Origin of the sequence: Agrococcus sp. Marseille-P2731 (assembly GCF_900117395.1) — a bacterium.
Classification (GTDB): Bacteria; Actinomycetota; Actinomycetes; order Actinomycetales; family Microbacteriaceae; genus Agrococcus.
Genome location: NZ_FPEG01000003.1, coordinates 146772 through 171730, shown reverse-complemented (window position 1 = coordinate 171730; position 24959 = coordinate 146772). Strand labels below are relative to the sequence as shown.

26 protein-coding genes and 1 tRNA gene are annotated in these 24959 nt (G+C 73.0%); 15 read left to right on the top strand and 12 right to left on the bottom strand.

The genetic code is table 11. From position 1 onward, the window contains the following. Nucleotides 1–135 precede the first annotated feature (135 nt). Entirely contained in the window at nt 136–1347 is a 1212-nt protein-coding gene (locus tag BQ6202_RS09035) for a winged helix-turn-helix domain-containing protein (RefSeq protein ID WP_234946174.1), read from the bottom strand. A 69-nt stretch (nt 1348–1416) separates the two neighbouring features. Between BQ6202_RS09035 and BQ6202_RS09030 the strand changes: the two genes are divergently transcribed. Continuing rightward, a complete protein-coding gene (locus BQ6202_RS09030; RefSeq protein WP_234946173.1) occupies nt 1417–2643 on the top strand; it encodes an AI-2E family transporter in 1227 nt (408 codons plus the stop codon). Further along, complete coding sequence (gene ilvA / locus BQ6202_RS09025) at nt 2640–3932, top strand: threonine ammonia-lyase (RefSeq protein ID WP_072314161.1); 1293 nt, start codon at nt 2640–2642, stop codon at nt 3930–3932. The genes BQ6202_RS09030 and ilvA overlap by 4 nt, the downstream gene beginning before the upstream one ends. A gap of 66 nt (nt 3933–3998) precedes the next feature. On the opposite strand, the gene greA is transcribed toward ilvA, so the two are convergent. Then, nucleotides 3999–4487: a transcription elongation factor GreA gene (gene greA, locus BQ6202_RS09020; RefSeq protein ID WP_072314160.1), complete on the bottom strand. Its 489-nt coding sequence runs from the start codon at nt 4485–4487 to the stop codon at nt 3999–4001. 55 nt (nt 4488–4542) lie between these two features. Next, entirely contained in the window at nt 4543–4935 is a 393-nt protein-coding gene (locus BQ6202_RS09015; RefSeq protein ID WP_072314159.1) for a DUF4307 domain-containing protein, read from the bottom strand. Nucleotides 4936–5079: 144 nt separating this feature from the next. Here BQ6202_RS09015 and mca point away from each other — a divergent pair, with 144 nt between their 5' ends. After that, a complete protein-coding gene (gene mca / locus BQ6202_RS09010) occupies nt 5080–5934 on the top strand; it encodes a mycothiol conjugate amidase Mca (RefSeq protein ID WP_072314158.1) in 855 nt (284 codons plus the stop codon). Further along, the gene (locus BQ6202_RS09005) at nt 5934–6194 is read left to right on the top strand and encodes a hypothetical protein (RefSeq protein ID WP_072314157.1); all 261 of its coding nucleotides are present in this window, start codon (nt 5934–5936) and stop codon (nt 6192–6194) included. Before mca ends, BQ6202_RS09005 begins: the two co-directional genes overlap by 1 nt. A 34-nt stretch (nt 6195–6228) precedes the next feature. Here BQ6202_RS09005 and BQ6202_RS09000 read toward each other — a convergent pair whose 3' ends face one another. Further along, the gene (locus BQ6202_RS09000; RefSeq protein WP_072314156.1) at nt 6229–6621 is read right to left on the bottom strand and encodes an Rv3235 family protein; all 393 of its coding nucleotides are present in this window, start codon (nt 6619–6621) and stop codon (nt 6229–6231) included. A gap of 160 nt (nt 6622–6781) precedes the next feature. On the opposite strand from BQ6202_RS09000, the gene BQ6202_RS08995 reads away from it, so the two are divergent. After that, entirely contained in the window at nt 6782–7351 is a 570-nt protein-coding gene (locus tag BQ6202_RS08995) for a hypothetical protein (protein ID WP_072314155.1), read from the top strand. A 38-nt stretch (nt 7352–7389) separates the two neighbouring features. On the opposite strand, the gene BQ6202_RS08990 is transcribed toward BQ6202_RS08995, so the two are convergent. After that, a complete protein-coding gene (locus tag BQ6202_RS08990; protein ID WP_072314154.1) occupies nt 7390–7638 on the bottom strand; it encodes a helix-turn-helix domain-containing protein in 249 nt (82 codons plus the stop codon). A gap of 108 nt (nt 7639–7746) precedes the next feature. Here BQ6202_RS08990 and BQ6202_RS08985 point away from each other — a divergent pair, with 108 nt between their 5' ends. Genes BQ6202_RS08985 through BQ6202_RS08975 form a run of 3 tightly spaced genes read left to right on the top strand, consistent with a single transcriptional unit; the run spans nt 7747 to nt 11124 of the window. Next, entirely contained in the window at nt 7747–8358 is a 612-nt protein-coding gene (locus BQ6202_RS08985) for a hypothetical protein (RefSeq protein WP_143143704.1), read from the top strand. Further along, nucleotides 8355–9608: a CpaE/TadZ family protein gene (locus tag BQ6202_RS08980; protein WP_072314152.1), complete on the top strand. Its 1254-nt coding sequence runs from the start codon at nt 8355–8357 to the stop codon at nt 9606–9608. Before BQ6202_RS08985 ends, BQ6202_RS08980 begins: the two co-directional genes overlap by 4 nt. A 4-nt stretch (nt 9609–9612) precedes the next feature. After that, the gene (locus BQ6202_RS08975) at nt 9613–11124 is read left to right on the top strand and encodes a sensor histidine kinase (RefSeq protein ID WP_072314151.1); all 1512 of its coding nucleotides are present in this window, start codon (nt 9613–9615) and stop codon (nt 11122–11124) included. A gap of 54 nt (nt 11125–11178) precedes the next feature. Here BQ6202_RS08975 and BQ6202_RS08970 read toward each other — a convergent pair whose 3' ends face one another. Beyond that, nucleotides 11179–11427, bottom strand: a complete 249-nt coding sequence (locus BQ6202_RS08970; RefSeq protein WP_072314150.1) for a WhiB family transcriptional regulator — start codon at nt 11425–11427, stop codon at nt 11179–11181. Between the two features lie 138 nt (nt 11428–11565). Here BQ6202_RS08970 and BQ6202_RS08965 point away from each other — a divergent pair, with 138 nt between their 5' ends. Continuing rightward, complete coding sequence (locus BQ6202_RS08965; protein ID WP_083587164.1) at nt 11566–11970, top strand: hypothetical protein; 405 nt, start codon at nt 11566–11568, stop codon at nt 11968–11970. A 49-nt stretch (nt 11971–12019) separates the two neighbouring features. Here the strand turns inward: BQ6202_RS08965 and bcp are convergent, their stop codons facing one another. After that, complete coding sequence (gene bcp, locus BQ6202_RS08960; protein ID WP_200792240.1) at nt 12020–12490, bottom strand: thioredoxin-dependent thiol peroxidase; 471 nt, start codon at nt 12488–12490, stop codon at nt 12020–12022. Nucleotides 12491–12560: 70 nt separating this feature from the next. Here bcp and BQ6202_RS08955 point away from each other — a divergent pair. Next, nucleotides 12561–12633, top strand: a tRNA-Lys gene (locus tag BQ6202_RS08955). Nucleotides 12634–12703: 70 nt separating this feature from the next. On the opposite strand, the gene BQ6202_RS08950 is transcribed toward BQ6202_RS08955, so the two are convergent. The 5 genes from BQ6202_RS08950 to BQ6202_RS14910 form a co-directional block, all read right to left on the bottom strand. After that, nucleotides 12704–13462: an alpha/beta fold hydrolase gene (locus tag BQ6202_RS08950; protein WP_072314148.1), complete on the bottom strand. Its 759-nt coding sequence runs from the start codon at nt 13460–13462 to the stop codon at nt 12704–12706. A gap of 39 nt (nt 13463–13501) precedes the next feature. Next, nucleotides 13502–14050: a GNAT family N-acetyltransferase gene (locus BQ6202_RS08945; protein WP_072314147.1), complete on the bottom strand. Its 549-nt coding sequence runs from the start codon at nt 14048–14050 to the stop codon at nt 13502–13504. Then, nucleotides 14047–15288 carry a pyridoxal phosphate-dependent aminotransferase gene (locus BQ6202_RS08940; protein ID WP_072314146.1) on the bottom strand — a complete coding sequence of 414 codons (1242 nt, stop codon included), beginning with the start codon at nt 15286–15288 and terminating at the stop codon, nt 14047–14049. The genes BQ6202_RS08945 and BQ6202_RS08940 overlap by 4 nt, the downstream gene beginning before the upstream one ends. 76 nt (nt 15289–15364) lie before the next feature. Further along, nucleotides 15365–16264 carry a PfkB family carbohydrate kinase gene (locus BQ6202_RS08935; protein WP_072314145.1) on the bottom strand — a complete coding sequence of 300 codons (900 nt, stop codon included), beginning with the start codon at nt 16262–16264 and terminating at the stop codon, nt 15365–15367. Then, nucleotides 16261–16485: a hypothetical protein gene (locus BQ6202_RS14910; protein ID WP_072314144.1), complete on the bottom strand. Its 225-nt coding sequence runs from the start codon at nt 16483–16485 to the stop codon at nt 16261–16263. Before BQ6202_RS14910 ends, BQ6202_RS08935 begins: the two co-directional genes overlap by 4 nt. A gap of 158 nt (nt 16486–16643) precedes the next feature. Here BQ6202_RS14910 and BQ6202_RS08925 point away from each other — a divergent pair, with 158 nt between their 5' ends. Genes BQ6202_RS08925 through BQ6202_RS08890 form a run of 5 tightly spaced genes read left to right on the top strand, consistent with a single transcriptional unit; the run spans nt 16644 to nt 24958 of the window. Next, nucleotides 16644–17282, top strand: a complete 639-nt coding sequence (locus tag BQ6202_RS08925; protein ID WP_072314143.1) for a TetR/AcrR family transcriptional regulator — start codon at nt 16644–16646, stop codon at nt 17280–17282. After that, entirely contained in the window at nt 17282–20251 is a 2970-nt protein-coding gene (locus BQ6202_RS08920; RefSeq protein ID WP_072314142.1) for an MMPL family transporter, read from the top strand. The genes BQ6202_RS08925 and BQ6202_RS08920 overlap by 1 nt, the downstream gene beginning before the upstream one ends. Next, entirely contained in the window at nt 20248–22962 is a 2715-nt protein-coding gene (locus BQ6202_RS14590) for a 3-oxoacyl-[acyl-carrier-protein] synthase III C-terminal domain-containing protein (RefSeq protein ID WP_083587161.1), read from the top strand. Before BQ6202_RS08920 ends, BQ6202_RS14590 begins: the two co-directional genes overlap by 4 nt. Then, nucleotides 22959–23753: a glycosyltransferase family 2 protein gene (locus BQ6202_RS08895; RefSeq protein ID WP_234946172.1), complete on the top strand. Its 795-nt coding sequence runs from the start codon at nt 22959–22961 to the stop codon at nt 23751–23753. Before BQ6202_RS14590 ends, BQ6202_RS08895 begins: the two co-directional genes overlap by 4 nt. Then, nucleotides 23750–24958 (top strand): cytochrome P450, encoded by a 1209-nt coding sequence (locus BQ6202_RS08890; protein ID WP_200792238.1) that lies wholly within the window; start codon nt 23750–23752, stop codon nt 24956–24958. Before BQ6202_RS08895 ends, BQ6202_RS08890 begins: the two co-directional genes overlap by 4 nt. The last annotated feature ends 1 nt before the right edge of the window (nt 24959 follow it).

The following is a 24959-nucleotide window of genomic DNA, read 5'->3' as shown; positions in this document are numbered from 1 at the left end:
CCGCACCGCTGCCGCTCGCCGGCCCGCGTCGCGAGCCGAGGACGGCTGGTGCGGATCGCCCCCAGCAGAGGACGATTCCGCCCTGCCAGGGCCACCGCCCTCTGCGCGTGACCGATGCGCCGAGCCGCTCGCGGCTCAGAGCCCCGCAGCCACCTCCGGCGCCCAGGTCCCGGGCCCGGTCACCTCGATGCGATCCAGCCCCTGCCACGCGGCGGCCTCGGCGAGCGCGGGGGAGAGCCGCTCGGCCAGCTCGGCCGCCCGATGCGCACTGCTCGGCTCGATGGTCGCGTGCTGCACGCGCAGCACGCCGGCTCGCCGGTCGCTCTTCAGGTCGACGCGCCCGACCAGCTCGTCGTCGACGAGCACCGGCAGCACGTAGTACCCGTGCTGTCGCTCCGCGGCGGGCGTGTAGATCGAGATGCGGTAGGCGAAGCCGAAGGTGCGCTCGGCACGCGGGCGGAACCACACGAGCGGGTCGAAGGGCGACAGCAGTGCGGTCGAGCGGATGCGCCGCGGCAGTCGTGCGTCGACGTGCAGGTAGGCGGGGCGCCCCCAGCCCTCGACCGCGACCGGCTCGAGCTCGCCGGCCTCCACCAGGGCCGCGACCGCAGCCTTCGCGTCCGCGACCTTCAGCCGGTAGTAGTCGGCGAGGTCGTCGAGCGTCGCGACGCCGAAGGCGACTGCCGCGCGCCGCACCAGCTCGCGCTGCGCGTCGGCGCGGTCGAGCTGCGGCAGCGAGGCTTGGGGCAGCACAGCCTCGGCCGCGGCATACCGCCGCTCGAACCGCGTCCGACCCACCGTGACGAGCCGCCCCTGCCCGAAGAGCACCGACGTGGCCCAGTACGCCTCCGACTTGTTCCACCAGCCGCCCGGCAGCCGCTCGTGCGCGGGATGCTCCATCTCGCTCGGCCGCATCGGTCCGCGCTCGGCGAACTCCGCCAGCACGTCGTCCACGAGGCTCGCGTTGTCGTCGGCCCAGCGCTGGGTGCTCGGCCGATAGGGCTGCTCGCGCTTCCAGCGCCAGAGGGGCCAGTCGGTGACCGGCAGCACCGCGGCCTCGTGCGCCACGTACTCCGTGTAGCGGCCGAGGCCGCGCCCGTGGTCGTGGTGCAGCAGTCGGTCGAGGGATGCGCGGTCGTAGGGGCCGAGGCGTGCGAGCAGCGGCAGGTAGTGGCTGCGCTCGAAGACGTTGACGGAGTCGAGCTGCAGCAGGCCGAGCCGCGCGATGGTGCGCTCGAGCGTGCGCGCGCCCGTCCTGCCGCGCTCGCCGGGCAGCGCACCGTCCAGGCCGCTCGCGGCGACGGCGATGCGGCGCGCCTGCGCCGCTGAGATGGTGCGTGGCTTCACGTGCGCGAGGCTAGCAACGGCCGCCGACACATGTCCGACGCGCGCCCGCGCTGGTCGTAGGATCGGGCAATGCTGTTCGCCCGCCGCACACCGCGGCTGCCTGCCCTCGACGGAGCCACGCGCTCCGGAGCGGCCCTGCGCTCCGAGGTCACCGAGGCCGACACGGGCAGCGCGCAGGGGTCGCCCGCCGCCCGGTCGCATCCGGACGTGCCCCGCGGCCTGCAGATCGCCGGCGCCTGGTCGTGGCGCTTCGTCGCGATCGCCGCAGCCACCGCCGTCGTGATCTGGCTCATCATGCAGTTCAGCCTCATCGTCATCCCGGTGCTCGTCGCCGCGCTGCTCACCGCACTTCTGGGCCCCATGGTCGACGCGCTCGTGCGGGCGCGATGGCCGCGTGGCCTCGCCGTGGCGCTGGCGCTCGTCGGCGTGGTGGTCGTCGTCGGCGGCCTGGGTTGGCTCGCCGTCTCGCAGATCCGGGCGGAGTATCCCGTGCTGCAGCAGCGAGGCGTCGACTTCTGGAACGACACCCAGCAGTGGATCCTGTCGCTGCCCTTCGACATCTCCGAGCAGGATGTGCGCGACTTCGGCACGAACATCCTCGGCACCCTGCGCGACGACCTCTCGTCCATCCTCTCGAGCGCGCTCACGGTCGGCTCCTCCGTCGGCCACTTCGCAGCGGGCCTGATCCTGACGATCTTCGCGCTCATCTTCACCCTCGGCGACGGCCGCAGCATCTGGCGCTGGGTCGTCGGCCTGCTGCCGAGGAACGCGCAGCCGGCAGCCGACGGGGCCGCGAAGGCCGGCTGGGTGACGCTCGGCAACTTCGTGCGGGTGCAGGTGCTGGTCGCCTTCATCGACGCGGTCGGGATCGGTCTGGGCGCCTTCATCCTCGGCCTCTTCTTCGAGGGCGGCATGCCGCTCGTGATCCCGATCGCGATCCTCGTCTTCCTCGGCTCCTTCATCCCCATCATCGGCGCCGTCGTCACCGGCGCGATCGCGGTGCTGGTCGCGCTCATCTCCTTCGGCCTCGTCCCGGCGCTCATCATGCTCGGCATCGTGCTGCTCGTGCAGCAGGTCGAGAGCCACGTGCTCCAGCCGCTCATCATGGGCACGGCCGTCAAGGTCCACCCGCTCGCGGTGGTGCTCGCCGTCGCTGCGGGCTCCACCATCGCGGGCATCGCCGGCGCGCTCTTCGCGGTACCGGTGGTCGCGTTCGTCAACAGCTTCGTCAAGACGGTCGCCACGGGCACCTGGCGCACGAATCCGAACCCCACCGTCGAGGATGTGGTCGCATGACCGACGCAGCCGCGCCCGCCGCAGCCCCGCCAGCTGAGGCCTCCGCCACGGCAGGGCAGGGTGCGCCGCTGCCCGGCCCGACGCTCGCCGACTTCGAGGGCGCGCGCGAGCGGCTCGTCGGCATCGCGCAGGAGACCCCGATGGAGCTCTCCCGCTACCTCAGCGGCATGCTCGGCGCCCAGGTGCACCTCAAGTGCGAGAACCTGCAGCGCACGGGTGCCTACAAGATCCGCGGCGCCTACAACATGCTGTCGAAGCTCACGGCCGAGCAGCGCCAGCGCGGCGTCGTCGCGGCCTCGGCAGGCAACCACGCGCAGGGCGTGGCCTTCGCCGCGAGCGAGCTCGGCGTCCGATCCACCATCTTCATGCCCGTGGGCGTCGCGCTGCCCAAGCTGCAGGCCACCCGCGACTACGGTGCGGCGGTCGAGCTGCGCGGCCTCGAGTTCCAGACCGCGCTCGCGGCGGCGATCGAGCACGTCGAGCGCACCGGCGCCACCTTCGTCCCGCCCTACGACCACCCCGACATCATCGAGGGGCAGGGCACGCTGGGCCTCGAGATCCTCGACCAGGCTCCGGATGCGACCACGGTCGTCGTGCCGATCGGGGGCGGTGGCCTCGCGGCCGGGGTGGCATCCGCCATCCGGCAGCGCGCAGCGCTCGACGGGCGCACCGTGCGCATCATCGGCGTCCAGGCCGAGCGCGCCGCGTCCTACGTCACCTCGCTCGAAGCGGGGGAGCCGACGACCATCGCGACCCTGCCGACGATCGCCGACGGCATCGCGGTCGCCCGGCCCGGCACCCTGCCGTTCGCGATCATCCGCGAAGCGGTCGACGAGATCGTCACGGTCTCCGACGATGACATCGCCCGCGCCATGATCATGCTGCTCGAGCGAGCCAAGCTCGTCGTCGAGCCGGCCGGGGCGGTGACGACCGCCGCCATCATGACCGGGCTCGTCGCATCCGACGGGCCGGTCGTGGCAGTGCTGTCGGGCGGCAACATCGACCCGCTGTTCATGGAGCGCGTCATCGGTCGCGGGCTCGCCGCCTCCCAGCGCTACCTCAAGGTGCGCATCGCCCTGCCCGACCGCCCGGGGCAGCTGGCGATCATCGCGCAGATCGTCTCCGACGAGCAGGCGAACGTCGTGGAGGTGCTGCACTCGCAGCACGACGCCTGGACCTCGATCAGCGACGTGTCGATCGACATCTCCGTCACCACGCGCGGGCCGGAGCACGCCGAGCGGGTGCTCGAGGCGCTGCGCCGCGCGGGCTACGAGCCCGTGATCGTCTGACGCCGGAAGGGCCGGGCACGCAGCAGGCCCCGCGGCGCGAACCGCGGGGCCTGCTGCGTCGGGGCGTCAGCCCGCGTAGGTCTGGACGTCGGTGACGACGACCTCGATGGTCGCGCCCGACGGAGCCTCGTAGGTGGTCTTCGCGCCGATCTTCAGCCCCATGATCGCGGCGCCGAGCGGGCTCGCCTCGCTGTAGACGTCGAGGTCGTCGCCGACCTCCGCGATCTCGCGGTTGCCCACGAGGAAGGTCGTCTCGTCGCCCGCGACGGTCGCGGTGACGACGGTGCCGGGCTCGACGACGCCGCTCGCCTTGGGCGCCTCGCCGACGGTGGCGGTGCGCAGCAGCTGCGTGATCTGAGCGATGCGCGCCTCGATCTGCGCCTGGTCGTCCTTGGCGGCGTGGTAGCCGCCGTTCTCCTTCAGGTCACCCTCGTCGCGAGCCTCTTCGATGCGCTTGGCGATCTCGGCGCGGACGGGCCCCTGCAGGTGCTCCAGCTCACCCTGCAGGCGGTCGTGCGCCTCCTGGGTCAGCCAGGTCTCCGTGGTGCCGTTCATGTGGTCTCCCGATATGCAGAGAACCGGCCCCGAGTGGGCCGGTCCTCGTGGCATCTTATGGCACCCAGCAGTCGGAGACCAATCCTGTGGTCGCCAGCTCGCTCGTGCGCACCTCGACGGCGTGCGTGCTCGTGAAGGCGTCGACGGGCTCGAGCTCGAGCTCCGTCCACCCGACGATGCCGAAGGAGGGGTTCAGCGCTTCGACCGCGCACGTGGTCGCGGTGCCCGCATCCACCGAGACCTCGAAGATGACCCGCACGGTCGACTCGTCGACGATCTCGTGCCCGATCGTGCGCGACTGCAGCTGCGTGGTCGCCGGATCGGTGCCCACCCACCACACCCACAGCGTCGCCGTGAGGAGGATGCCGACGCCGACGACGATGCCCAGCAGCTTCTCGCGCCGCGTGCGCGACCGGGTGCGGCCGTAGCGGGCATCGAGATGGGTCATGGAGCCTCGTCCGTGGGATGATGGGAGCACTCCCAGCCTATCGCCGTGCCCTCGGCGCGGCGGCGCTGGGACGGGCCATGGGCGCGGCAGCGCGCTCGAAGCTGGGCCACCGGCGCGGCAGCGCGCCGTGGGAGGGATGAAGCCATGCGTCGACTGCTCGCCGTGCACGCGCACCCGGATGACGAGTCGAGCAAGGGCGCGGCCACGCTCGCGCGCTACGCCGCCGAGGGGGCAGCGGTCACCGTCGTCTCCTGCACGGGCGGCGAGAGCGGCAGCGTGCTGAACGAGCGCTTCGAGCTCGGCCACCGCGCGGCCCGCGACATCACGGGACTGAGGCGCATGGAGATGGGGGCCGCCCAGGCCGCGCTCGGCATCGATCACGCCTGGCTCGGCTACGTCGACTCGGGGCTGCCCGACGAGGGCGACCCGCTGCGGCCGCTGTCGTTCGCCACCATCCCGCTCGAGGTCTCCGGTCGCCCGCTCGTGCGGCTCATCCGTCGTCTGCGCCCGCAGGTCGTCGTGACCTACGACGAGACCGGCGGCTACCCGCACCCGGATCACATCCGCTGCCACGAGGTGACGATGTGGGCGGTCGAGCACGCCGCCGCCGGCATGCCGGAGCTCGGCGAGCCGTACGAGGTGCAGAAGGTCTACTTCGATCGCAGCATGAGCGGCGCGCGCCTGCGAGCGCTGCTGACCGCGCTCGAGGCGGTCGCGCCCGAGGACGAGCGGCTGCCCTTCGTGCGGGAGTGGGCCGAGCGCATGGGTGATCGCGGCGCGACCATGACCACGCGCATCTCGGTCGCCGAGCACCTCGAGGCTCGCGATCTGGCGCTGCGTGCGCACGCGAGCCAGGTCGATCCGGAGTCGCGCTTCTTCTTCTGGCCGAACGACCTGCTGCGGCAGACGTGGCCGACCGACGACTACGAGCTGGTGCGATCGCGCGTGCGCGGCGACGGCCAGGAGGACGACCTGTTCGCGGGCGTCGAGGAGGACTGATGCTTCCGCTGTTCCTGCAGGAGCTGCCCTACGACCCGAACCAGGTCACGCCGGGATGGGTCGGCTTCCTGGCGACGCTGCTCGTCGCCGCGGTCGTCATCCTGCTGCTGTGGGACTTCAACCGCCGCGTTCGACGCATCAACGACCGGGCGGATGTGCGCGAGCGCCTCGAGGTCGAGGTCGCGGAGATGGAGGCGCGCGAGCGCCTCGCGGCGGAGGTCGGGGACCAAAAGCGACGCGAGCCGGGCACCGGCGCGTAGCCGCAGAACGCGTGGCCGTCGCTGGCGGCCGGCCTCAGAGGACGCCGATCGCAGTCGCCCGCCACCGGCCGTCGAGCCCCTCGAGGCGGATCGCGACCGCCCGGGTGCGCCCGGCCGATCGCACGATCACGGCTCCCTCGACGATGCCGTCGGCCGTATGGCAGGCGCGCACGCTGGTGATCGCGAATCCCGGCACCGTGCGCTGCGGCTGCCGAGCTCGGGCGTGCTTCGCGCTGAGCGCGCGCTGCGTGAGCATCACGAAGGTCTGCTCCGTCACCCACCGGGCGATCTGCTGCACCTCGCGCACGCCCAGGAGGATCTCGATGACGCCGCGTGCGAGGTTCTCGAGCAGCGGGGTGGGATCGGGCAGGTCGGCCGAGGAGCACGGCTGGAAGTCGAAGAACTCCTCGGCGTCGACCGTCGTCATCCGCTGTCTCGTCGCGCGCACGCGGCCCCCTCGCTCGGGCCCGACTCGGCGCGGCCCAGGTGCAGAAGATAACGCTGTTACTCCCGGCCGTGTCAACCGACGCGCTCGTGCTGTGGAGAAAGCCGACGGCGGCGCCGCGCGCGCGGTTAGATTCGCGACTGTGCGCTTCGAGGATCTGTTCGATGACCTGGAGAGCCAGCTCGAGGCAGAGCTCGACGCCGAGCAGCGGGATCTGCAGGCGGAGGAGGAGCGCTTCCGGCTCGGCAGGCTCGAGCTCCGCGACCGGATCGCCGCCGCACCCCGGCTGCTCGACGTCACGCTGCGAGCCGGCACCCGCTTGCGGCTGCGGCGCATGGCCCTCGGACGCGACTGGCTGAACGGCATCGTGCTCGACGGGGCACCCGCCGAGACAGGGGCCATCGTGCCACTGCAGGCCATCACCGGGATCGTGCTGGACGGCGACGGGGCCGCAGCCTCGGTGCAGCCGGCGAAGGAGGCGAACGACCTGCAGGCGCGCCTGAGCTTCGCGTTCGCGCTGCGCGACCTCGCTCGACGCCGCGCGTCCGTGATCCTCGAGGGGCATGCGCCCGTCGCGGGCACCATCGACCGGGTCGGCCGCGATCACCTCGACCTCGCCGTGCACGAGCCGGGCGAGCGGCCCCGGGTGGGCGTGGTGCGCACCTGGCGGATCGTGCCGTTCGCGGCCTTCGACTGGGTGCGCCTGCCCTGAGGCGCGCCGGTCCTGCGGCGCGTCGGTCCTGCGGCGCGTCAGCGACCGCCGAAGAGGTCGGCGACGCTCGCCGACTGGGCTTGGCGCCACAGCGCCCGCCGGCGCTCCAGCTCGAGCTGGCGATCGACCCAGGCCTGCACCTCATCCTGCGCCACGCGCCACTGCCCGCGCACGCGGACGCCGCGGATGTCGCGGGATTCGAGCAGCGCGACCACAGCGCTGGGCGTCGCGTCGAGCAGCTCGGCCACATCTGCGACGGTGAGGAAACGTCGGGGTTCGAGCGGCATGGGCACCATTGTGCGCCAGTCTCCCGCCGGATGAGCAGAGCCTGTGGAGAACTTCAGCGACCCCCTGCGGCCTCCTGCCAGGTTGATGCCACCGAACGGGAGGGTGGCATGACGACACGTCGTGGCTGGATGGATCCGAGGCTGGTGATCGGCGTCGCGCTGGTGCTCGTCTCCCTCGCGGGCGTCTGGTTCGTGGTGCAGCAGTCGGCTCGCACCGAGACCGCCTGGGCGGCGACCCGCACCCTGCTGCCGGGCGACGTGGTGACCGGCGCCGACGTCGAGCGGGTCGAGGTGCGGCTGCCGCAGTCGCAGCATCGCTACCTGCCGGCCACGACCGCACCCGAGGGCATGGTCGTGGCATCGACGGTGGGGGAGGGCGAGGTCCTGCCGCTGCGAGCGCTCGGCTCGGCCTCGGGCGTCGATCGCTCGGCGGTGGTCATCGATGTGCATGGCGCGCTGCCGCGCGCGGTGCGGGCCGGGTCGCTCGTCGACATCTGGACCGCGGCGCCGGGGGAGGACGGCTTCGAGGCCCCGGCGGTGCTCGTCGATGACGCGATCGTCGTCGCCATCGTCGAGGACGAGGGGATCCTCGCCTCATCAGCGAGGCAGCTCGAGCTGCTGGTGCCGAGTGCCGACACCTCGGTGCTGCTCGAGGCGATGTCCAACGAGCATGCGCTCTCGGTCGTCCCGCTCGCGACGCCGACGGCGAGCGCGCCATGATGGGCCTCGCCGTCTCCGCGCCGCTCGAGCGCGAGGACGCCATCGTCCGCGAAGTAGCCAGGCACGGCCATCGCGTGGCCATCCGCGCGGCCACGGCCACGGATCTCGTGGAGCGGCTCGCTGCGCGAGCGCCGGATGCCGAGCCGCGCCTCGACCTCGTGCTCGTCGTCGCCGACGAGCGGCACCTCCACCGCGAGCTGGTCGCCGAGTGCGATGCGCGCGGGTTGCGCCTGCTGGCGCTCGCCGATGACGCCGGCGAGCGGACGCGCGCGCGATCGCTCGGCGTGGACTCGGTCACGTGGGCCGAGGGGTTCAGCGCGATCGAGGCGAAGGCGAAGCCGACCGAGGGGCTCGAGCGCGAAGCGGAGCGCGCGCGTGGCCGCGTCGTGGCCGTCTGGGGGCCGGCCGGCGCCCCCGGCCGCACGACGGCGGCCGTCGCGCTCTCGGCCGAGCTGGCCCTGCTCGGGCGGCGGGTCGCGCTCGTCGACGCCGACACCACGAGCGCCTCGGTCGCTCCGGCGCTCGGTCTGCTCGACGAGTCCCCGGGGTTCGCGGCCGCCGCTCGCCTCGCCAGAGCGGGCAGCCTGACGATCGACGAGCTCGATCGCATCTGCCAGCAGGTGCCCACGATGGGCGGAGTCGTGCGGGTGCTCACGGGGATCGGTCGCGCGAGCCGCTGGCCAGAGCTGGGAGGCGATCGAGTCGCAGAGGTGCTCGAGCGCTGCCGGGATTGGGTCGACACCACCGTGGTCGACATCGGTGCGAGCATCGAGCGCGACGAGGAGATCTCGAGCGACCTCTTCGCTCCGCGGCGCCATGCCGCGACGCACGCGACGCTCGAGGCGAGCGACGAGGTGGTCGTGATCGCCGGAGGCGATGCGGTCGGCGTGGCTCGCCTGGTGCGCGCGCTGCCGGAGCTGCGCGAGCTGGTGCCGCAGGCGCACGTGCGAGTGGTCGTGAACAAGGTGCGCGCATCGGCGATCGGCATCGCACCCGAGCGCGCGGTGCAGGAGACGCTGCGCAGGCTCGCTGCGGTGACGCCGGAGGCGTGCTGGCCGTTCGACAGTCGAGCGGCTGACGCGGCGCTCCTCGAGGGGCGTCCGCTCGTCGACGTCGCGGGTCGGTCCCGACTGCGGCGGCGGGTGCAGGAGTTCGCGGCGACGCTCGTGCCTGCGGCAGAGCCGACCAGTCGAGCGGCGCTGCGGGCGGCCGAGCGGCCCGAGCGGCGCTGGCTGCCCGCGCTACGCTGAGCGGGTGACGAGCTTGACGTCGATCGCTGCGCGCTACGGCCTGCTGGATGACCATGACCTGCGATGGCTGCATCGGCTGGTCGCCGACTTCCAGCTGCTCGCCGACCTCGCCATCGGCGACATCGTCCTGTGGCTCCCGACCGGCGACGACGACGGCTACATCGCCGTCCAGCACGCGCGCCCGGCCGGTGCCGCGACGCTCTTCTACCGCGACATCGTCGGCCAGCCGGTGCGGAACGCCTGGCGCGAGCAGGTCGGCCGCGCCTATGACGAGGGCGTCTCGCTGAGCGCCGACTCACCCGAGTGGGGCGTCGAATCCGACGCGAAGGTGCGTGCGATCCCGGTGCGGCGCCGGGAGGCCGAGCCCTCGACCGTGCTCGTGCAGCACCCGATCGCCGTCATCACGCGGCACGCCAACCACGCCGACACCCGCAGCGCGGGCAGGCTGGAGCGCACCTTCCGCGAATGTGCCGACGACCTGTTCCGCATGATCGCCGACGGCGACTTCCCCGACCAGGCAGCCCCCTCCGGCCCGCGGCGCGGCGCGGCGCGCGCATCCGACGGTCTCATCCGGCTCGACCAGGCCGGCACCGTCACCTTCGCCAGCCCGAACGCGCTCTCCGCGTTCACGAGGCTCGGGTTCCGCGGCGAGCTCGAGGGGGAGTCGCTGGCGGAGATCGCCACCGACCTCATCGACGAGTCGCACGAGGTCGACGAGGCGCTGCCGCTCGTCGTCACCGGCAGGGCGCCGTGGCGCACCGACATCGAGACCCGCCTCGTGACGCTGTCGCTGCGCGCCGTGCCGCTGCGGCTGCGCTCGGAGCGGCTGGGGGCGATCGTGCTGGTGCGCGACGTGACCGACATGCGCGCCCAGGAGCAGACGCTCATCACGAAGGACGCGACGATCCGCGAGATCCACCACCGCGTCAAGAACAACCTGCAGACGGTGGCGGCGCTGCTGCGCATCCAGTCGCGGCGCACGAAGAGCGAGGAGTCCCGCGCTGCGCTGCAGAACGCCGAGCGGCGCGTCTCGTCGATCGCCGTCGTGCACGACACGTTGTCGGAGGGGCTCAGCCAGTCCGTCGACTTCGACCAGGTCTTCGATCGCGCGATGAAGCTCACGAGCGAGCTCGCGTCCATCCACGGCGCGCAGGTGCGCACCGAGCGCGCCGGCACCTTCGGGGTGCTGCCGAGCGGCTACGCGACACCGCTCGCCCTGGCGCTGACCGAGCTGGTCACGAACGCCGTCGAGCACGGCCTCGCCGGCCGCTCCGACGGTCTCGTGCGCATCACCGCCGACCGCGCCGACGGCTGGCTCACCGTGCGCGTGTGCGACAACGGCGCAGGGCTACCGCCCGGGCGCGTCGGCTCGGGGCTCGGCACGCAGATCGTGAAGACGCTCGTCACGGGCGAGCTGTCGGGGACGATCGACTGGGGCGCTCGCGCGGTGGAGGGCACCGAGGTCACGGTCAGGGTGCCGCTCGCCTACATCCGCGAAGACGAAGCGATCGTCTGAGCACGCGACAGCGGGGCCGCCCGAAGGCGACCCCGCTGCTGCGTTGCGTGTGCGTCAGCCCGCGCGGCGAGCGCGTGCGGCGCGGCGCTTGAGGGCGCGGCGCTCATCCTCGGAGAGGCCACCCCACACGCCGGAGTCCTGGTTGGTCTCCAGTGCGTACTGCAGGCACATCTCGGTCACCGGGCACGTCGCGCACACGGCCTTGGCCTTCTCGATCTGCTCGAGCGCCGGGCCGGTGTTGCCGACCGGGAAGAACAGCTCGGGGTCCACCGTGAGGCAGGCAGCGTCATCACGCCAATCCATACATGTGCTCCTTGTACATTGGAGGGGGGAAGTCGCGCATCGCGATACCCGCGGCGCAGAAGTCTCAGGGCGCAGCACCGGTGCCGCCCGACGTTCCATGCTTCCACAGGCCCCCCAGAGAGGCAAGGGTTTTCTTCCGTGAGCGATCACTCGCGCGTGCGTCCGACCGCCGCCACCGCAGCCAGCGGGCTGCTCCTGCTGGAGGCGCTCGGCATGCTCGCGATCGCTGTCTGGGTCGCCATCAACGCCCTCGGAGACCCGCCCCAGCACATCGCCGGCGGCATCTTCCTCGCGGCGCTCGCAGCGGGCGCGGCGTTCTTCCTGCTGCAGGTCGCGAGGGCGATGCTCGACGGGAAGTCCTGGTCACGCGCGGGCGCCATCGTCTGGCAGGTGCTGCAGCTCGGCGTCGCCGCTGGCACGTTCGACGGGGGTGAGGGGCCGGTGTGGCTCGCGCTGATCCTCGCCGGGGTCGGTGTCGCCGTGTTCGTGCTCGTGCTGCGTCGCACGGTCACGCTCTGGCTGAACCCGGACGTCGAGGCATAGGCCGAGCGGCGCGCGGCCCAGGGCCGCGCGCGTCACGCGGTGGCAGCGCTCAGCTCGAGAGTCCCAGTCGCTTGCCGAGCATCTCGAGGTGCCCCTTCGCCCTCGTGTTGTAGAAGGCGTGGGTGACGATGCCCTGCTCATCGAGCACGAAGGTCGAGCGGCGCACGCCCTGGACGATCCGGCCATAGCTGTTCTTCTCGCCGAAGGTGTCCCAAGCGCGGTGCACGGCGAGATCCTCGTCGCTCAGCAGCGGGAAGGTCAGGCCGTCCTGCTCGTGCGCTCGCGCCAGGCGCTCGAGCGGGTCGCGCGAGATGCCGAGCACCGCGTAGCCGTGCTGCGAGAGATCGGGCAGGCGGTCGCGGAAGTCGCAGGCCTGCTGCTGGCAGGCCGAGGTGAGCGCCTCGGGGTAGAAGTAGACGATGACCTTGCGGCCGCGGAGGTCCGCGAGGGACACGGGGCGGCCGTACTGGTCGGGCAGCGTGAAGTCGGGGGCGGTCATGCCGGGCTCGAGGTGCGTCATCCGCTCCATCCAAGCAGTGTGCGCGCCACCCCGATCGTCTGCTATTCTTGATCCTCGGCTGGAAAGCCATGCACCTCTAGCTCAATTGGCAGAGCAGTTGACTCTTAATCAATCGGTTCCGGGTTCGAGTCCCGGGGGGTGTACGAGCACAGGACCCCTGACCGGTGGAATCACCGGTCGGGGGTCCTCTCGCATGTCAGGGGAGCGCCGCGATCAGTCGGGATGCGGCTCCGCCCGCGGCGAGAGCACGTCGATGATCGCCTCGAGCACGCGATCCGGCGCTTCGAGGTGCATGTCGTGGCCGACGCCGTCGATGCGACGGATGTCCCAGCCCTGCTGCTCGAGCCTCGTCGCCAGCGCATTCGGCAGGACCGCCGGCGACTCGTCCGACAGCACGATCGTCGATGGCACCGCAGGAGGGGCGACCGAGATCGGATGGAACGCGACGTCGCGGAAGACCCCGACCGCCATCCTCGCGTCGAAGCGCTGCATGGCGTCGTCCAGCAGCTGCCGCACCTCCTGCGGGTATGCCGCCCGCTGCCTGCCAGATCGTCGCGCCCGCAGCAGCTGAGCGACGCCGAGCGTGATGGTGGGCGCCGTCCAGAACAGGCGTCCCGCTACGCCCGTCGTCGGCAGTGCGAGGCCGAAGCCCGGGTCGAGGTAGACCGCACGGCTGGGCGCGAGCCTCTCGACGGCCCGCGCCACGACGGGACCGCCGAGGGAATGGCCCACGAGCACCGAGAGCCCGCGCGGCAGCGTCTCCGCCACGTCGTCCGCGAGGTCGTCGAGCGCGTACGAGGTCGCACGCGCGCTCGAGCCGTGACCGCGGAGGTCGACGGTCGTGACCGTCAGGTCGCCTGCCGCGAGCATCCGCTCGATCAGAGGCCGCCACGTCTCGCCGTCAGCGCCCAGGCCGTGCACGAGGCCGACGTGGGTGGGGCCGGCTCCGGCCGTGGTCGATGAGAGTCGCATGCCCCGATCGTGCCGCATCGACGGCGGGCGCACCACCGCTCAGGCGCGTCCGCCGTCCCAGCGCTCCTCGCCGTCGACGATCGCATCCGTGCGGCGCAGGCCGACGGCGCGCGCGACCCCGGCCGACGCCGCGTGCTCGGGGTGGATGTGGGCGATGAGGGTCGCGACGCCCCGCTGCCGCAGCCAGGTCGCCATCGCCGTCGCGGCCTCGCGGGCATAGCCCTGGCCCTGATGCGAGGCTGCGAGGACCCACGCCAGCTCCGCCGAGGGGCCCTGGTCGGCGCTGCGAGCACCGGCTCCCGCAGGCGAGACGGTCGCCTGCACCGTGCCGATGAGCTCGCCCGACGCGGTGCAGCGCAGCATCCAGTTCGCCCACCCCTCGGTCCCGTCCGGCGAGTGCCCGAGGGCCTGCCGCGCGTAGCGCTCGCGCAGCTGCGCCGCGCTCGCGGGGGAGCCGCCCATGAAGGCGTGCAGTGCGACGTCGTCGAACGCGGCGGCCGCCTCGTCGGCGTGCTCCGCTCGCAGCGGCTCCAGCTGCAGCCTGAGCGTGCGGATGGGCTCGGCTCGGAGCACGGGCGGCTCGGTCATGGCAGAGGCTTCGACTCCTGCCGGTACGAGGCGAGGAAGTTGCCGATCCGCTCCACCGCATCCTCGAGGTCGCGCTTCCACGGCAGCGTCACGATGCGGAAGTGATCGGGCGCCGGCCAGTTGAAGCCCGTGCCGTGCGTGACGAGGATCTTCTGCTCGCGCAGCAGGTCGAGCGCGAACTGGCGGTCGTCGCGGATCTCGTGGACCTCTGGGTCGAGCCGCGGGAACAGGTAGAGCGCGCCCTTCGGGTTGACGACGCTCACGCCCGGGATCCTCTGCAGCCCCTGCACGGCGGCGTCGCGCTGCTCGAGCAGCCGCCCGCCGGGCAGGATCAGCGACTCGATCGACTGCACGCCACCGAGCGCCACCTGGATGCCGTACTGCGCCGGCACGTTGGGGCAGAGGCGCGTCGATGCGAGCAGCGTGAGTCCCTCGAGGAATCCTGCCGCGTGCGACTTGGGTCCGGTGATCGCGAGCCACGCTGCCCGGAACCCGGCCGCGCGGTAGGTCTTCGACAGCCCGTTGTAGGTCAGCGTCAGGAGGTCGGGGGCGAGCGTCGCGATCGAGATGTGCTCGGCGTCGTCGTAGAGGATGCGGTCGTAGATCTCGTCGGCGAGGATCAGCAGCGAGTGCTGGCGCGCGAGGTCGACGATCCCCTGCAGCGCCTCTCTCGTGTAGACGGCGCCCGTCGGGTTGTTGGGGTTGATGACGACGATGGCCTTCGTGCGCGGCGTGATCTTGGCCTCGATGTCCGCGAGGTCCGGCACCCACCCGTTCGACTCATCCGTCAGGTAGTGCACCGGGGTGCCGCCGCCGAGCGAGGTCATCGCCGTCCACAGCGGGTAGTCGGGGGCGGGGATGAGCACCTCGTCGCCGGAGTCGAGCAGCGCCTGCATCGTCATCGTGATGAGCTCGGAGACGCCGTTGCCGAGGAACACGTCATCGACCGTGAGCTGTGGGAACCCTGGCACGCCCTCGTAGCGCGTCACGACGGCGCGGCGAGCGGAGAGGATGCCCTTCGAGTCGGAATACCCCTCGGCGAGCGGCAGGTTCGCGATCATGTCCTGCACGATCGTGTCGGGCGTCTCGAAGCCGAACGGCGCGGGGTTGCCGATGTTGAGCTTCAGGATCCGGTGCCCCTCGGCCTCGAGCCGCGCGGCCTCGGCGGCCACCGGGCCGCGGATCTCGTAGAGCACGTGCTTGAGCTTCGAGGACTGGTCGAGCGACTTCAGGGCCATTGCACCATGCTAGGCGCGCCCGCCGTGCCACTGGCGAGCAGGTGGCTCACCTCGCCCGGGCGCTGAGCAGCGCGGGTCAGGCGTCGCGCTGCTGGGGCAGCTGCAGCAGGCCGCCGGCGACGCGCGTGGTGGCGGCAGCGACGGCCATCGCGCGCTCGAGCGGCCCCGCCCATCCGCCGGCGTGGTCGCCAGAGACGACGGATGCGGTGAGCGCGGCGAGCACGCTGTCACCGGCACCGATGGTGTCGGCCAGCGGTGCCGCGAGCTGCGGCACGAGCGCATCGACCCAGCCGCTGGCGGTCGCGATGCGGGCACCCTCGGGACCGCGCGTGATCGCCACCGCTCCCGTGCCGGCGCTCAGCCAGCGCGACGCGGTCTCACCGGCATCCTCGCCGAAGACGAGCTCGGTGTCCTCGTCGCTCACCTTCACGACCAGGGCCCGCGCCGCGAGCGCGTCGAGACCCGCGGCGAAGCGCTCCCGCGCGCCGGGCGCCTTGAGGTAGCCGGGCCGCGCGTTCGGGTCGATGAGCAGGCGCTCCCTCGAGCGCGGCAGCGCCAGCAGGGGCGCGATCTGCGCCTCGTGCTCGAGCGCGAGGCAGGAGACCACCACGAGCGGTGCGCCTCGGAGCTCGCGCTCGAGACCGGTCAGATCGACGAAGCGCCGCATGCCGGCCTCGTTGAACGCGTAGTGCATGGTGCCCCCGACGCGCTCAGCGCGGGCGATCGCCGTGCCCAGCGGCGCGGGAGTCGCGACCAGCTCGACGCCGTGCGCCTGGCAGTGCTCGCGCACGAGCCGGCCCGCCCCGTCATCGCCGACCATGGCCACGAGCCGCGACGGCACCCCGAGGCGCGCGAGCCCGACGGCGACGTTGAGCGCGGCGCCGCCGACGATCGTCGACCCGTCGACCTCGTCGACGAGCGCGTCGCCGACCACGAGCACGCGACCGGCGTCAGCGCCGCCCGGGTCGAGGCTCACTTGCCCTTGGCGGCCTTGCGCAGCTCGCGCTCGAGCTCCTGCTGGCGGATGCCCTCCTCGCGCTGCTTCACCGAGCCGAGCGCGAGCGCCACGCCGATGCCCCAGCTGGCCCACAGCAGCGCCAGCCGCCAGTCGCGCGGGCCCTGACGGGTCGCCTTCGCGACCCCGATGCCGCTCGCGACGGCGCTGAGGACTCCAGCGTTGAACAGGTACTTGCGCATCGCGCCTCCTAGTCGCAGAAGACCTCGGTCGCAGCCGACCTCGGTCGCGACCAAACCTAGCGGCGGGTGGCTGAGCGCCGCGCCGAAACCCACGCATCCGCTCTGGATCCTGACCGATCGGTCGAACTCTGACCGATCGGTCAGTACAGTGGGGTCACGTGACCACCCGCGACACGATCCTCGAAGCGGCGCTCGAGCGCTTCGCCCGCTACGGCTACCTCGGCACCTCGATCCAGCAGATCGCCGACGCGGTCGGCACCTCGAAGTCCTCGGTGCTCTACCACTTCGACTCGAAGGAGTCGCTGCTGGAGGCCGCGATGGCGCCGGCGCTCGACGCGCTCGAGTCGCTGCTGCAGCAGGTGCCCACGAGCGACCAGCACCACGCCTTCAGCCGCGACGACCTCGTGTCGCTCGTCACCGTCTTCGTCGACCTGCTGCAGGCGCATGCGCGCGCGGTCACGATCTTCGTCAGCCAGCGTGGCGCTCTGCTCGACGTGCCGGTGATCGGGCGCGCCAACGCTCTCGTGAACCGCATGGCAGAGGTGCTCATCGCCGAGGCATCCGCCACTCCGGAGGTCATGCGCCTCTCGATCGGGCTCGCGGGCGCCGCCTTCCTGATCGGCGAGGCCGAGCGCGATGACGTGCCGGAGTTCGACCGCGAGCTCAAGCGCCGCGTGCTGATCGACACGATCGTCGACCTGTGCCCGCCGCTGCCGGCAGAGCACGACCCCGCCGCGACCGTCGCAGCGAACACCGCTGGCGCCGCGAGCGCCACCACCGAAGGGAAGGACGCCTGATGGCCACCTGGCTCTCCCGCGTCGGCGCAGCCTCGATGCGCCGCGCATGGTTCGTCATCATCGCCTGGGTGCTCGCCCTCGGCGGCGTGCTGGGCGGCGCGCTGGCGCTCGGCCCGAACATGCAGGAGTCCTTCGACATCCCCGGCACCGAGTCGCAGCAGGCGCTCGATCGCCTCTCGAGCGTCTTCCCGCAGGTCGCGGGCTCGGCCGTGCAGGTCGTCTACGCCGCGCCCGAGGGCGAGCAGGTCGAGCAGTTCCGCGACGTCATCGAGACGCAGGTCGCCGAGATCGCCGAGATCGACGACATCGCCACGGCGCTCGGCCCCTGGGATGAGTTCGCCGCCGATCAGATCTCCGACGACGGCCGCTACGCCTTCGCGCAGGTGCAGTTCGAGCCGAGCGGCTCGAGCGCGGCGCCCGCAGGCGTCGACGAGCTGGTGGCGACGGCGGATGCGGCGCGCGCGTCGGGCCTGACGGTCGAGTTCGGGGGGCAGGCGTTCCAGGCCACGAGCGTGCCGATCTCCTGGGTCGAGGGCCTCGGCGTGCTCTTCGCCGGCATCGTGCTGTTCGTCACCTTCTGGTCGCTGCTCGCCGCCGGCCTGCCGCTCATCACCGCGCTCGTCGGCGTCGGCATCACGATGGGCGGGGTGCTCGCGGCATCCGCGCTCGTGACCGTGTCGAACTCGGCGCCGCTCATGGCGCTCATGATCGGCCTCGCCGTCGGCATCGACTACGCGCTCTTCATCCTCTCGAAGCACCGATCGCAGCTCGCCCGCGGCATGGGCGTCATCGAATCCGGGTCGCTCGCGGTCGGCACCGCGGGCACCGCCGTGCTCTTCGCGGGCCTCACCGTCATCGTCGCCCTCACGGGCCTGCTGATCGTCGGCATCCCGTTCCTGTCGGTGATGGGCATCGGCGCGGCCGTCTCGGTCGCGATCGCCGTCGCCGCCGCCGCGACGCTGCTCCCGGCGATCATGGCGCTGCTGGGCGAGCGCCTGCGCCCGAAGCCCGGCGGTCGCGCCGCGCGCCTCGCCGAGCGCGACGTCGATGCGCAGCCGACCCTCGGCATGCGCTGGGTCACCGGCGTCGCGAAGCGGCCCTGGGTCGCGATCCTCGCCGTGCTCGCGGTCGTGGGCGTCGCATCCGTGCCTGCCGCGAGCCTCGAGCTCGCACTGCCCGACAACGGGCGGGAGGCCCAGGGCACGACGCAGCGGATGGCCTACGACATGCTGCAGGAGGGCTTCGGCGACGGCTCGACCGGACCGCTCGTCGTGATGGCGGACATCACGCAGGTCACCGACATCATGGGCGTGCTCGACGAGCTCTCCGACGACCTCGCCGAGATCGAGGGCGTCGAGCGCATCGGCAGCGCCTATCCCGACGAGACCGCCGACACCGCGATCGTGCAGGTCATCGCCGAGACCGGCCCCACCGATCACGCGACCGCAGAGCTCGTGCAGCGCATCCGCGACGCCGCCCCCGCGCTCGAGGCCGCGCACGACACGCCCATCGCGGTGACGGGTGCGACGGCCGTGCAGATCGACGTCTCTGCGCGCCTCGCCGACGCGCTGCTGCCCTTCGGCGCCGTGGTCGTCTCGCTCGCGATCGTGCTGCTCATGCTCGTGTTCCGCTCGATCCTCGTGCCGATCACGGCCGCGCTCGGCTTCCTCGGCTCGGTGCTCGCCGCCTTCGGCACCGTCGTCGCGGTCATGCAGTGGGGCCGGGGCATCGAGCTGCTGCACGCGGAGCCCGGGCCGATCCTGTCGTTCATGCCGGTGCTGCTGATGGCGGTGCTGTTCGGCCTCGCGATGGACTACCAGATGTTCCTCGTCTCCGGCATGCGCGAGGCCTACGCCCACGGGCGCGCCTCCGACCCCGATCGGGCGATCGACGCGGTGCGCCACGGCTTCGCCGCGAATGCCCGCGTCGTCACGGCGGCTGCGCTCATCATGTTCTTCGTCTTCTTCGCGTTCGTGCCGGAGGGCATGGCGATGATCAAGGCGATCGCGCTCGGCCTCGCGGTCGGAGTGGCGGTCGACGCCTTCCTCGTGCGCATGACGCTGATCCCGGCGCTCATGACGCTCATGGGCGAGCGCGCCTGGTGGCTGCCGAAGTGGCTCGACCGCGCGATGCCCGACATGGACGTCGAGGGCGAGAGCCTGGGCCGGCACCGGGCAGCCCTCGCGTGGGCGACGGATGCGGGCGGTCACCTCGCGCTCGAGCGCCTGCGACCAGAGCTCGGCCACGACGAGCCCGGCAGCGCCTCCTGGACGATCACGGCACCGCGCGGCGCGGTCGTGCGCCTCGACGGACCCTTCGCCGATCGTCAGCGGCTCGCGCACGCGCTGCTGGGCGACGTCGGCGCCGAGGGGCGCGCCCACCTCGGCGGGGCGGCGCTGCCCGGCGACGTCGCCACGCTGCGCGACCGCATCGCGCTCGTCGACCTGGACGGGCACGTCGAATCGGCGCACCAGGCGGCGCGGTCCGCACTGGCGCTGCGCTCGCCCTTCGCGGTCGGCCACGTGCTCGATGCGCGGGCAGCGGCGCTCGTCGAGCGCGCGAGCTCGGCCGCGGGCACCGCGATCGACGCTGCGGCGCCGCTCGCGCGACTCGCGCCGCTGGAGCGCGCGGCCGTGCTGCTCGCCATCGCGCTCGAGCGCACGCCGAGCCTCGTCTGGATCGACGCCGCGACCGGCGCCCCGACCGGCGCTGCGGCGCTCGCGGCTCGCCTGGGCGGCGACGACCTCACGATCGTCACGAGCGAGCCCTCGCCCGAGGCGCACGGGCGGGCGACGCTCGAGCTCACGCCTGCGGATGCTGCCGCTGAGGAGCGCGCTGCCGAGGCGCGCGCTGCCGAGGCCGCGCGCGCGGCCGCTGGCGCCGCATCCGCCACCACCTCGAACGACGACCGATCGACCGACAGCGGGACCCCGAGCGGGGATCTCGCGACCACGGGAGCAGACCGATGACCAGCACGCTCACGAAGGCCGCCGCGCTCACCGCGGCCGCCGCGACCCCGTTCGCGATCGCCGCGTTCGCCGCCTGGTCGCTCGGGCCCGCCGTGGACGGCGAGCGCGATGTGACGGCAGCGGTCGTGAACAGCGATCAGATCATCACGACCACGGCCGCGGACGGCACCGAGTCGACGATGTTCGCCGGTCGACAGGTCGTCACCGACCTGGTCGCCGACGACGAGGACGGCTTCGACTTCCTGATCCTGAACGAGGAGGACGCGGCCGAGGCGCTCGCGGCCGGGGACGTGCGCGCCGTCGTCACGATCCCCGACGACTTCTCCGAGCGCGTGCTGAGCCTGCAGGGCGACGAGCCGCAGCAGGCGGGCATCCGCATCGTCACCGACGCGAGCTCGAGCGGTCTCGCGACGAGCCTCGCGACCGAGACGGGCGAATCGATCATGGCCTCCTTCGGCGATGTGGTGACGAGCGGCTTCATCTCTGGCATCTATGGCGGCATGGGCACGATGGCCGAGCAGCTGGGCGCGGTCGTCGACGGCGCGGATGCGCTCGGCGACGGCGGCACGGAGCTCGCGGACGGCATCGGCGAGATCGCCGGCGGCGTCGACCAGCTCGCCGACGGCGCAGGCAGCGCCCAGGACGGTGCGCTGCAGCTCGCGGACGGCGGCGATCAGCTCGCGTCCGGCCTCGGCACGGCGCAGCAGGGCATCGGCCAGCTCGCCGACGGTGGAGCCGCGCTCAGCGACGGCATCGGGCAGTACACCGGCGGCGTCGACCAGCTCGCAGGCGGCGCCGCGCAGCTGAGCGACGGCATCGACCGGTACACCGCGGGCGTCGACCAGTTCGCCGGCGGCGTGCAGCAGCTGACCTCGCAGATCGGCGCCGGGCTCGACCAGGCGATCGAGGCGGGCGGCATCGGCCAGCTCGAGGACGCGATCGGCTCATCGGCGTCGGCCGCAGCTCAGGTCGTCGCGGCCCTCGAGGCTGACCCGGGCACCGACCCCGCGGCGCTCGAGGGGGCGCGGCAGCTCGCCGCAGGGCTCGGCCAGCTCGACCAGCAGGACATCGCGGGCTCGCTCGCGGCGGGTCTGGGCGAGGCGACCGGCGGGCTCGACCAGCTCGGCGCAGGAGCGTCGCAGCTCATCGCCGGAGGCGCCGGGGTGCGCGACGGTGCTGCCCAGCTCGCCGACGGCGCCGCGCAGGCCTCGGCCGGCTCGCCCGCGCTGCGCGACGGCGCCTCCCAGCTCGCCGGTGGACTCGGCGAGCTCGAAGGCGGCTTCGGCGCCTCGGTCGCCGGCGCGCAGCAGCTCGCTGACGGCACCCGCGAGCTCGGCACCGGGCTCGGCGAGCTCGAGTCGGGCGCCGTGCAGCTGGCCGCTGGCGCGCGCTCGGCGCAGACCGGCGCCGAGCAGCTGGGCGACGGTGGCACGCAGCTCGCCGAGGGGCTGCGCGAAGGCCTCGACGCCCTGCCGCAGCTGAGCGACAGCGAGCTCGAGAACCTCTCTGACGTCGCGACCAACCCGGTCGGCTTCGACCTCGCCGAGCAGGGCGCGCTGCCCACCGGCGAGGCGCGCATCCTGACGATCGCCGTGCCGATCGGCCTGTGGCTCGGTGCCCTGGCGCTCGCGCTCGTGCTGGCGCGCAGCCGCAGCAGGGTCTTCGCCTCCGGCGAGTCCGACGGCCGCGTGCTGCTCACGATGCTCATCCGCTCGGCCTGGCTCGTCGGCGTGCAGGCGCTGCTCGCGACGCGCATCCGCACCACGGAGCAGACCGAGCGGCGCCTGCGCGACGAGAACCCCGGCGTGCTGCTGCCTGTCGGGCTCATCCGCCGCATGACGGGCGTCGACCGGGTGCACGAGCGCGAGGAGGGCGAGCAGGCCTCGGACCTCGCGGTGCACGCGGCGCGGCGAGCGATCGAAGCCTCGCCCGAGCCCGTCGACCTGCTGGTGTTCGCGAGCGCGAGCCAGGATCTCATCGAGCCCGCCACCTCGCACATCGTCAGCGACAAGCTCGGCCTCGGCGTGCCGGTCTTCGACGTCAAGAACGCCTGCAACTCGGTGCTGAACGCCGTGCAGGTCGCGCAGGCGCTCATCGTGAGCGGCCAGGCGCGGCGCGTGCTGATCGCGAGCGGCGAGACGCCGACGAGCGCGGTGCGGTGGCAGGTCGCCGACCGGCACCAGTTCGTGCGCTCATTCCCCGGCTACACGATGAGCGACGCGGGTGCCGCGCTCATCCTCGAGGCCGCCCCGGAGGACGAGGGCCGCGGCATCGTCGACCTCGCGTTCTCGGCGGCGAGCCACCACTGGTCGATCGGCACGCTGCCGATGGGCGGCTCGATGCGCCCGCGCGACCCGGACGCGACCTACTTCGACATCGATGGACGCGGGCTGCAGCGCGCCTTCATGGCGCTCGGGCCCGAGCTCGTCACGGGCCTCCTCGCCCGCAACGGCATCGCGCTCGACGACGTCGACCTCGTGCTGATGCACCAGGTGGCAGAGCCGCACCTCGCGCCGATCGCCGAGCGCCTCGGCCTCGGTGTCGAGCGCATCCTCCCGACCGTCGCGCTGCACGGCAACCTCGCGTCGGCGACCCTGCCGATCCAGCTGCGGCAGGCGCTCGACGAGGGGCTCGTCGGCCCCGGGAGCCTCGTGCTGCTCGTCGGCCTCGCCGGCGGCATCAGCCTGGGCGCGGCGGCGGTGCGGCTGTGAGCGGCGCCGCTGCCCCCGCGACAGGGCGCCTCGCGGTCGTCGTGCCGGTCTTCGACGAGGCGCGCGGCATCGGCCCGACGCTGCGTCAGCTCGCCGCGCAGCGCGACGCCGACTTCGACGCGGTCTTCGTCGACAACGCATCGACCGACGGCTCGCGCGCCGTCATCGAGGCCTTCGCCGCTGCGCGGGGGCTCAGCCGCTGGCGCGTCGTCGACGAGCCGCAGAAGGGCACGGGCGCGGCTGCCGACACCGGCATGCGCGCCGCGATCGCCGCCGGCGCGACGATGCTCGCGCGCACCGACGCCGACTGCATCCCGCGGCTCGACTGGACGGCGCGCATCCGCCAGGCCCTCACGCCTCGCGAGCAGGGCGGCCTGGGGCTCGATCTCGTCGCCGGCAGCCTCGTGCCGCGGCACGACGAGGGGCTCGGGCCCGTGACCCGCGCGCTGCTGATGGGCGCGGTGCACATCGCGGATGCGTTCGGCGTCGTCAGGCCCGACAACAACGGCCCGCAGTTCCACGGTCCCTACGTGATGGCGCCCGGCTGCAACGTGGCGATCACCGCCGCGATGTACGTCGCGAGCGGCGGGTTCCCGCGCACCGCGATCGAGGACCTGCACGAGGATCGCGCGCTCGTCAACGCGGTCCGGCGGCTGACGGGCAACTACGCGCGGCGCTCGGACGTCGTCGTGCGCGGCTCGTCGCGCCGGGTGCAGGCGTGGGGGTTGAAGAACACGCTGCTCTGGTACAAGGACCACGCGTACCGGCCCGAGCACGTGGACATCCGATGACCGCGGACCGAGCCACTGCCCACCGCCCCTCCGCCGACCGCGCGGAGGCTCTGGCGCTCGCGATGCGCCACGACGAGCGGCTCATGCGTGCGGTGCACCCCGTGGGCTACCCGCTGCTGCAGGCCGTGCGCGGGCCGGTGCGTCGCGTGCCGGGCCTCGGCGTCGTCGTCAAGGACGCGGCGCTCGCCCGCCGGGTGCTGCTCGACGGCGAGGGGTTCTCGAAGCAGGGCAAGGGCGCGTCGAGCGACCTGTGGACGCCGGTGCTCGGCCCGAGCGTCCTGCTGAACATGCATGGAGACGACCACCGCACCCTGCGGCGGAGGCTCGCGCCGATCTTCTCGCCCTCGTTCGTCGAGCCGCTCGTGCAGCAGGCGCTGGGGGAGGGCGCGGCGGCGCTCGAGCGCAGCCTGCTCGCGGGCGAGCGCGTCGATCTCGCCGCGCACACCCGGCGCTCGGCGAGCGCCGCGATCGCGCTGCTCGTCGGGCTCGAGCGCGAGGCTGTCGACGATCGGCTGTTCCAGCAGATCGCTGGCATCACCGGCATGGTGCGCCTCACTCGGCCGACGCTGCGCCCCGCGCAGGTCAAGAGCGCCCGCGCGGTGCTCGACGCGCTCGGCGAGCACGCGGCCGCTGCCTACCGCGGCGACGAGTCGACCGTGCCCGGGCGCCTGCGCGGCCTCGGCCTCAGCGAGGAGGAGGCGCTCAGCGCGGTCGGCGCGTTCGTGCTGACGGGCACCGAGACGATCGCCGCGGCCATCCCGCGCATCGCAGCGCTGCTCGCCGACAGCGGCACGCTGCGGGAAGTCGTCGACGACGAGGCGGCCGAGCGGGCGATCGCCGAGGGGCTGCGATGGACGACGCCGACCCCCGTCATGCTGCGATCGACCCTCGTCGCCCGCACGATCGGATCGGTCGCGGTCGCGCCCGGCGATCGCGTCATCATCCTCACCTACGCCGCCGACCGCGCTGCCGGCGGCTTCGACCCCGCGAGCGATCGCGCGGCGGGGCTGAAGCAGCTCTGGTTCGGCGCGGGTGCGCACTTCTGCATCGGCGCCCCGCTCGCGATGGCCGAGATCCGCCTGGTGCTCGCGGCGCTGCGCAGCGTCGAGCGGGCCGGCCGCACGCTGCGCGTCATCGAGCGCGCGCCCGCTCGCGGCCAGCTGCTGCCCGCCTACGCCCGACTGATCGTGGAGGCCCGACCGTGAG

Coding starts and splice junctions, on each gene's coding strand:
- BQ6202_RS09030 (WP_234946173.1), top strand. CDS start 1,417: ATGCTGTTCGCCCGCCGCACACCGCGGCTGCCTGCCCTCGACGGAGCC.
- ilvA (WP_072314161.1), top strand. CDS start 2,640: ATGACCGACGCAGCCGCGCCCGCCGCAGCCCCGCCAGCTGAGGCCTCC.
- greA (WP_072314160.1), bottom strand. CDS start 4,487: ATGAACGGCACCACGGAGACCTGGCTGACCCAGGAGGCGCACGACCGC.
- BQ6202_RS09015 (WP_072314159.1), bottom strand. CDS start 4,935: ATGACCCATCTCGATGCCCGCTACGGCCGCACCCGGTCGCGCACGCGG.
- mca (WP_072314158.1), top strand. CDS start 5,080: ATGCGTCGACTGCTCGCCGTGCACGCGCACCCGGATGACGAGTCGAGC.
- BQ6202_RS09005 (WP_072314157.1), top strand. CDS start 5,934: ATGCTTCCGCTGTTCCTGCAGGAGCTGCCCTACGACCCGAACCAGGTC.
- BQ6202_RS09000 (WP_072314156.1), bottom strand. CDS start 6,621: ATGACGACGGTCGACGCCGAGGAGTTCTTCGACTTCCAGCCGTGCTCC.
- BQ6202_RS08990 (WP_072314154.1), bottom strand. CDS start 7,638: ATGCCGCTCGAACCCCGACGTTTCCTCACCGTCGCAGATGTGGCCGAG.
- BQ6202_RS08985 (WP_143143704.1), top strand. CDS start 7,747: ATGACGACACGTCGTGGCTGGATGGATCCGAGGCTGGTGATCGGCGTC.
- BQ6202_RS08980 (WP_072314152.1), top strand. CDS start 8,355: ATGATGGGCCTCGCCGTCTCCGCGCCGCTCGAGCGCGAGGACGCCATC.
- BQ6202_RS08970 (WP_072314150.1), bottom strand. CDS start 11,427: ATGGATTGGCGTGATGACGCTGCCTGCCTCACGGTGGACCCCGAGCTG.
- bcp (WP_200792240.1), bottom strand. CDS start 12,490: ATGACGCACCTCGAGCCCGGCATGACCGCCCCCGACTTCACGCTGCCC.
- BQ6202_RS08950 (WP_072314148.1), bottom strand. CDS start 13,462: ATGCGACTCTCATCGACCACGGCCGGAGCCGGCCCCACCCACGTCGGC.
- BQ6202_RS08945 (WP_072314147.1), bottom strand. CDS start 14,050: ATGACCGAGCCGCCCGTGCTCCGAGCCGAGCCCATCCGCACGCTCAGG.
- BQ6202_RS08940 (WP_072314146.1), bottom strand. CDS start 15,288: ATGGCCCTGAAGTCGCTCGACCAGTCCTCGAAGCTCAAGCACGTGCTC.
- BQ6202_RS14910 (WP_072314144.1), bottom strand. CDS start 16,485: ATGCGCAAGTACCTGTTCAACGCTGGAGTCCTCAGCGCCGTCGCGAGC.
- BQ6202_RS08920 (WP_072314142.1), top strand. CDS start 17,282: ATGGCCACCTGGCTCTCCCGCGTCGGCGCAGCCTCGATGCGCCGCGCA.
- BQ6202_RS14590 (WP_083587161.1), top strand. CDS start 20,248: ATGACCAGCACGCTCACGAAGGCCGCCGCGCTCACCGCGGCCGCCGCG.
- BQ6202_RS08890 (WP_200792238.1), top strand. CDS start 23,750: ATGACCGCGGACCGAGCCACTGCCCACCGCCCCTCCGCCGACCGCGCG.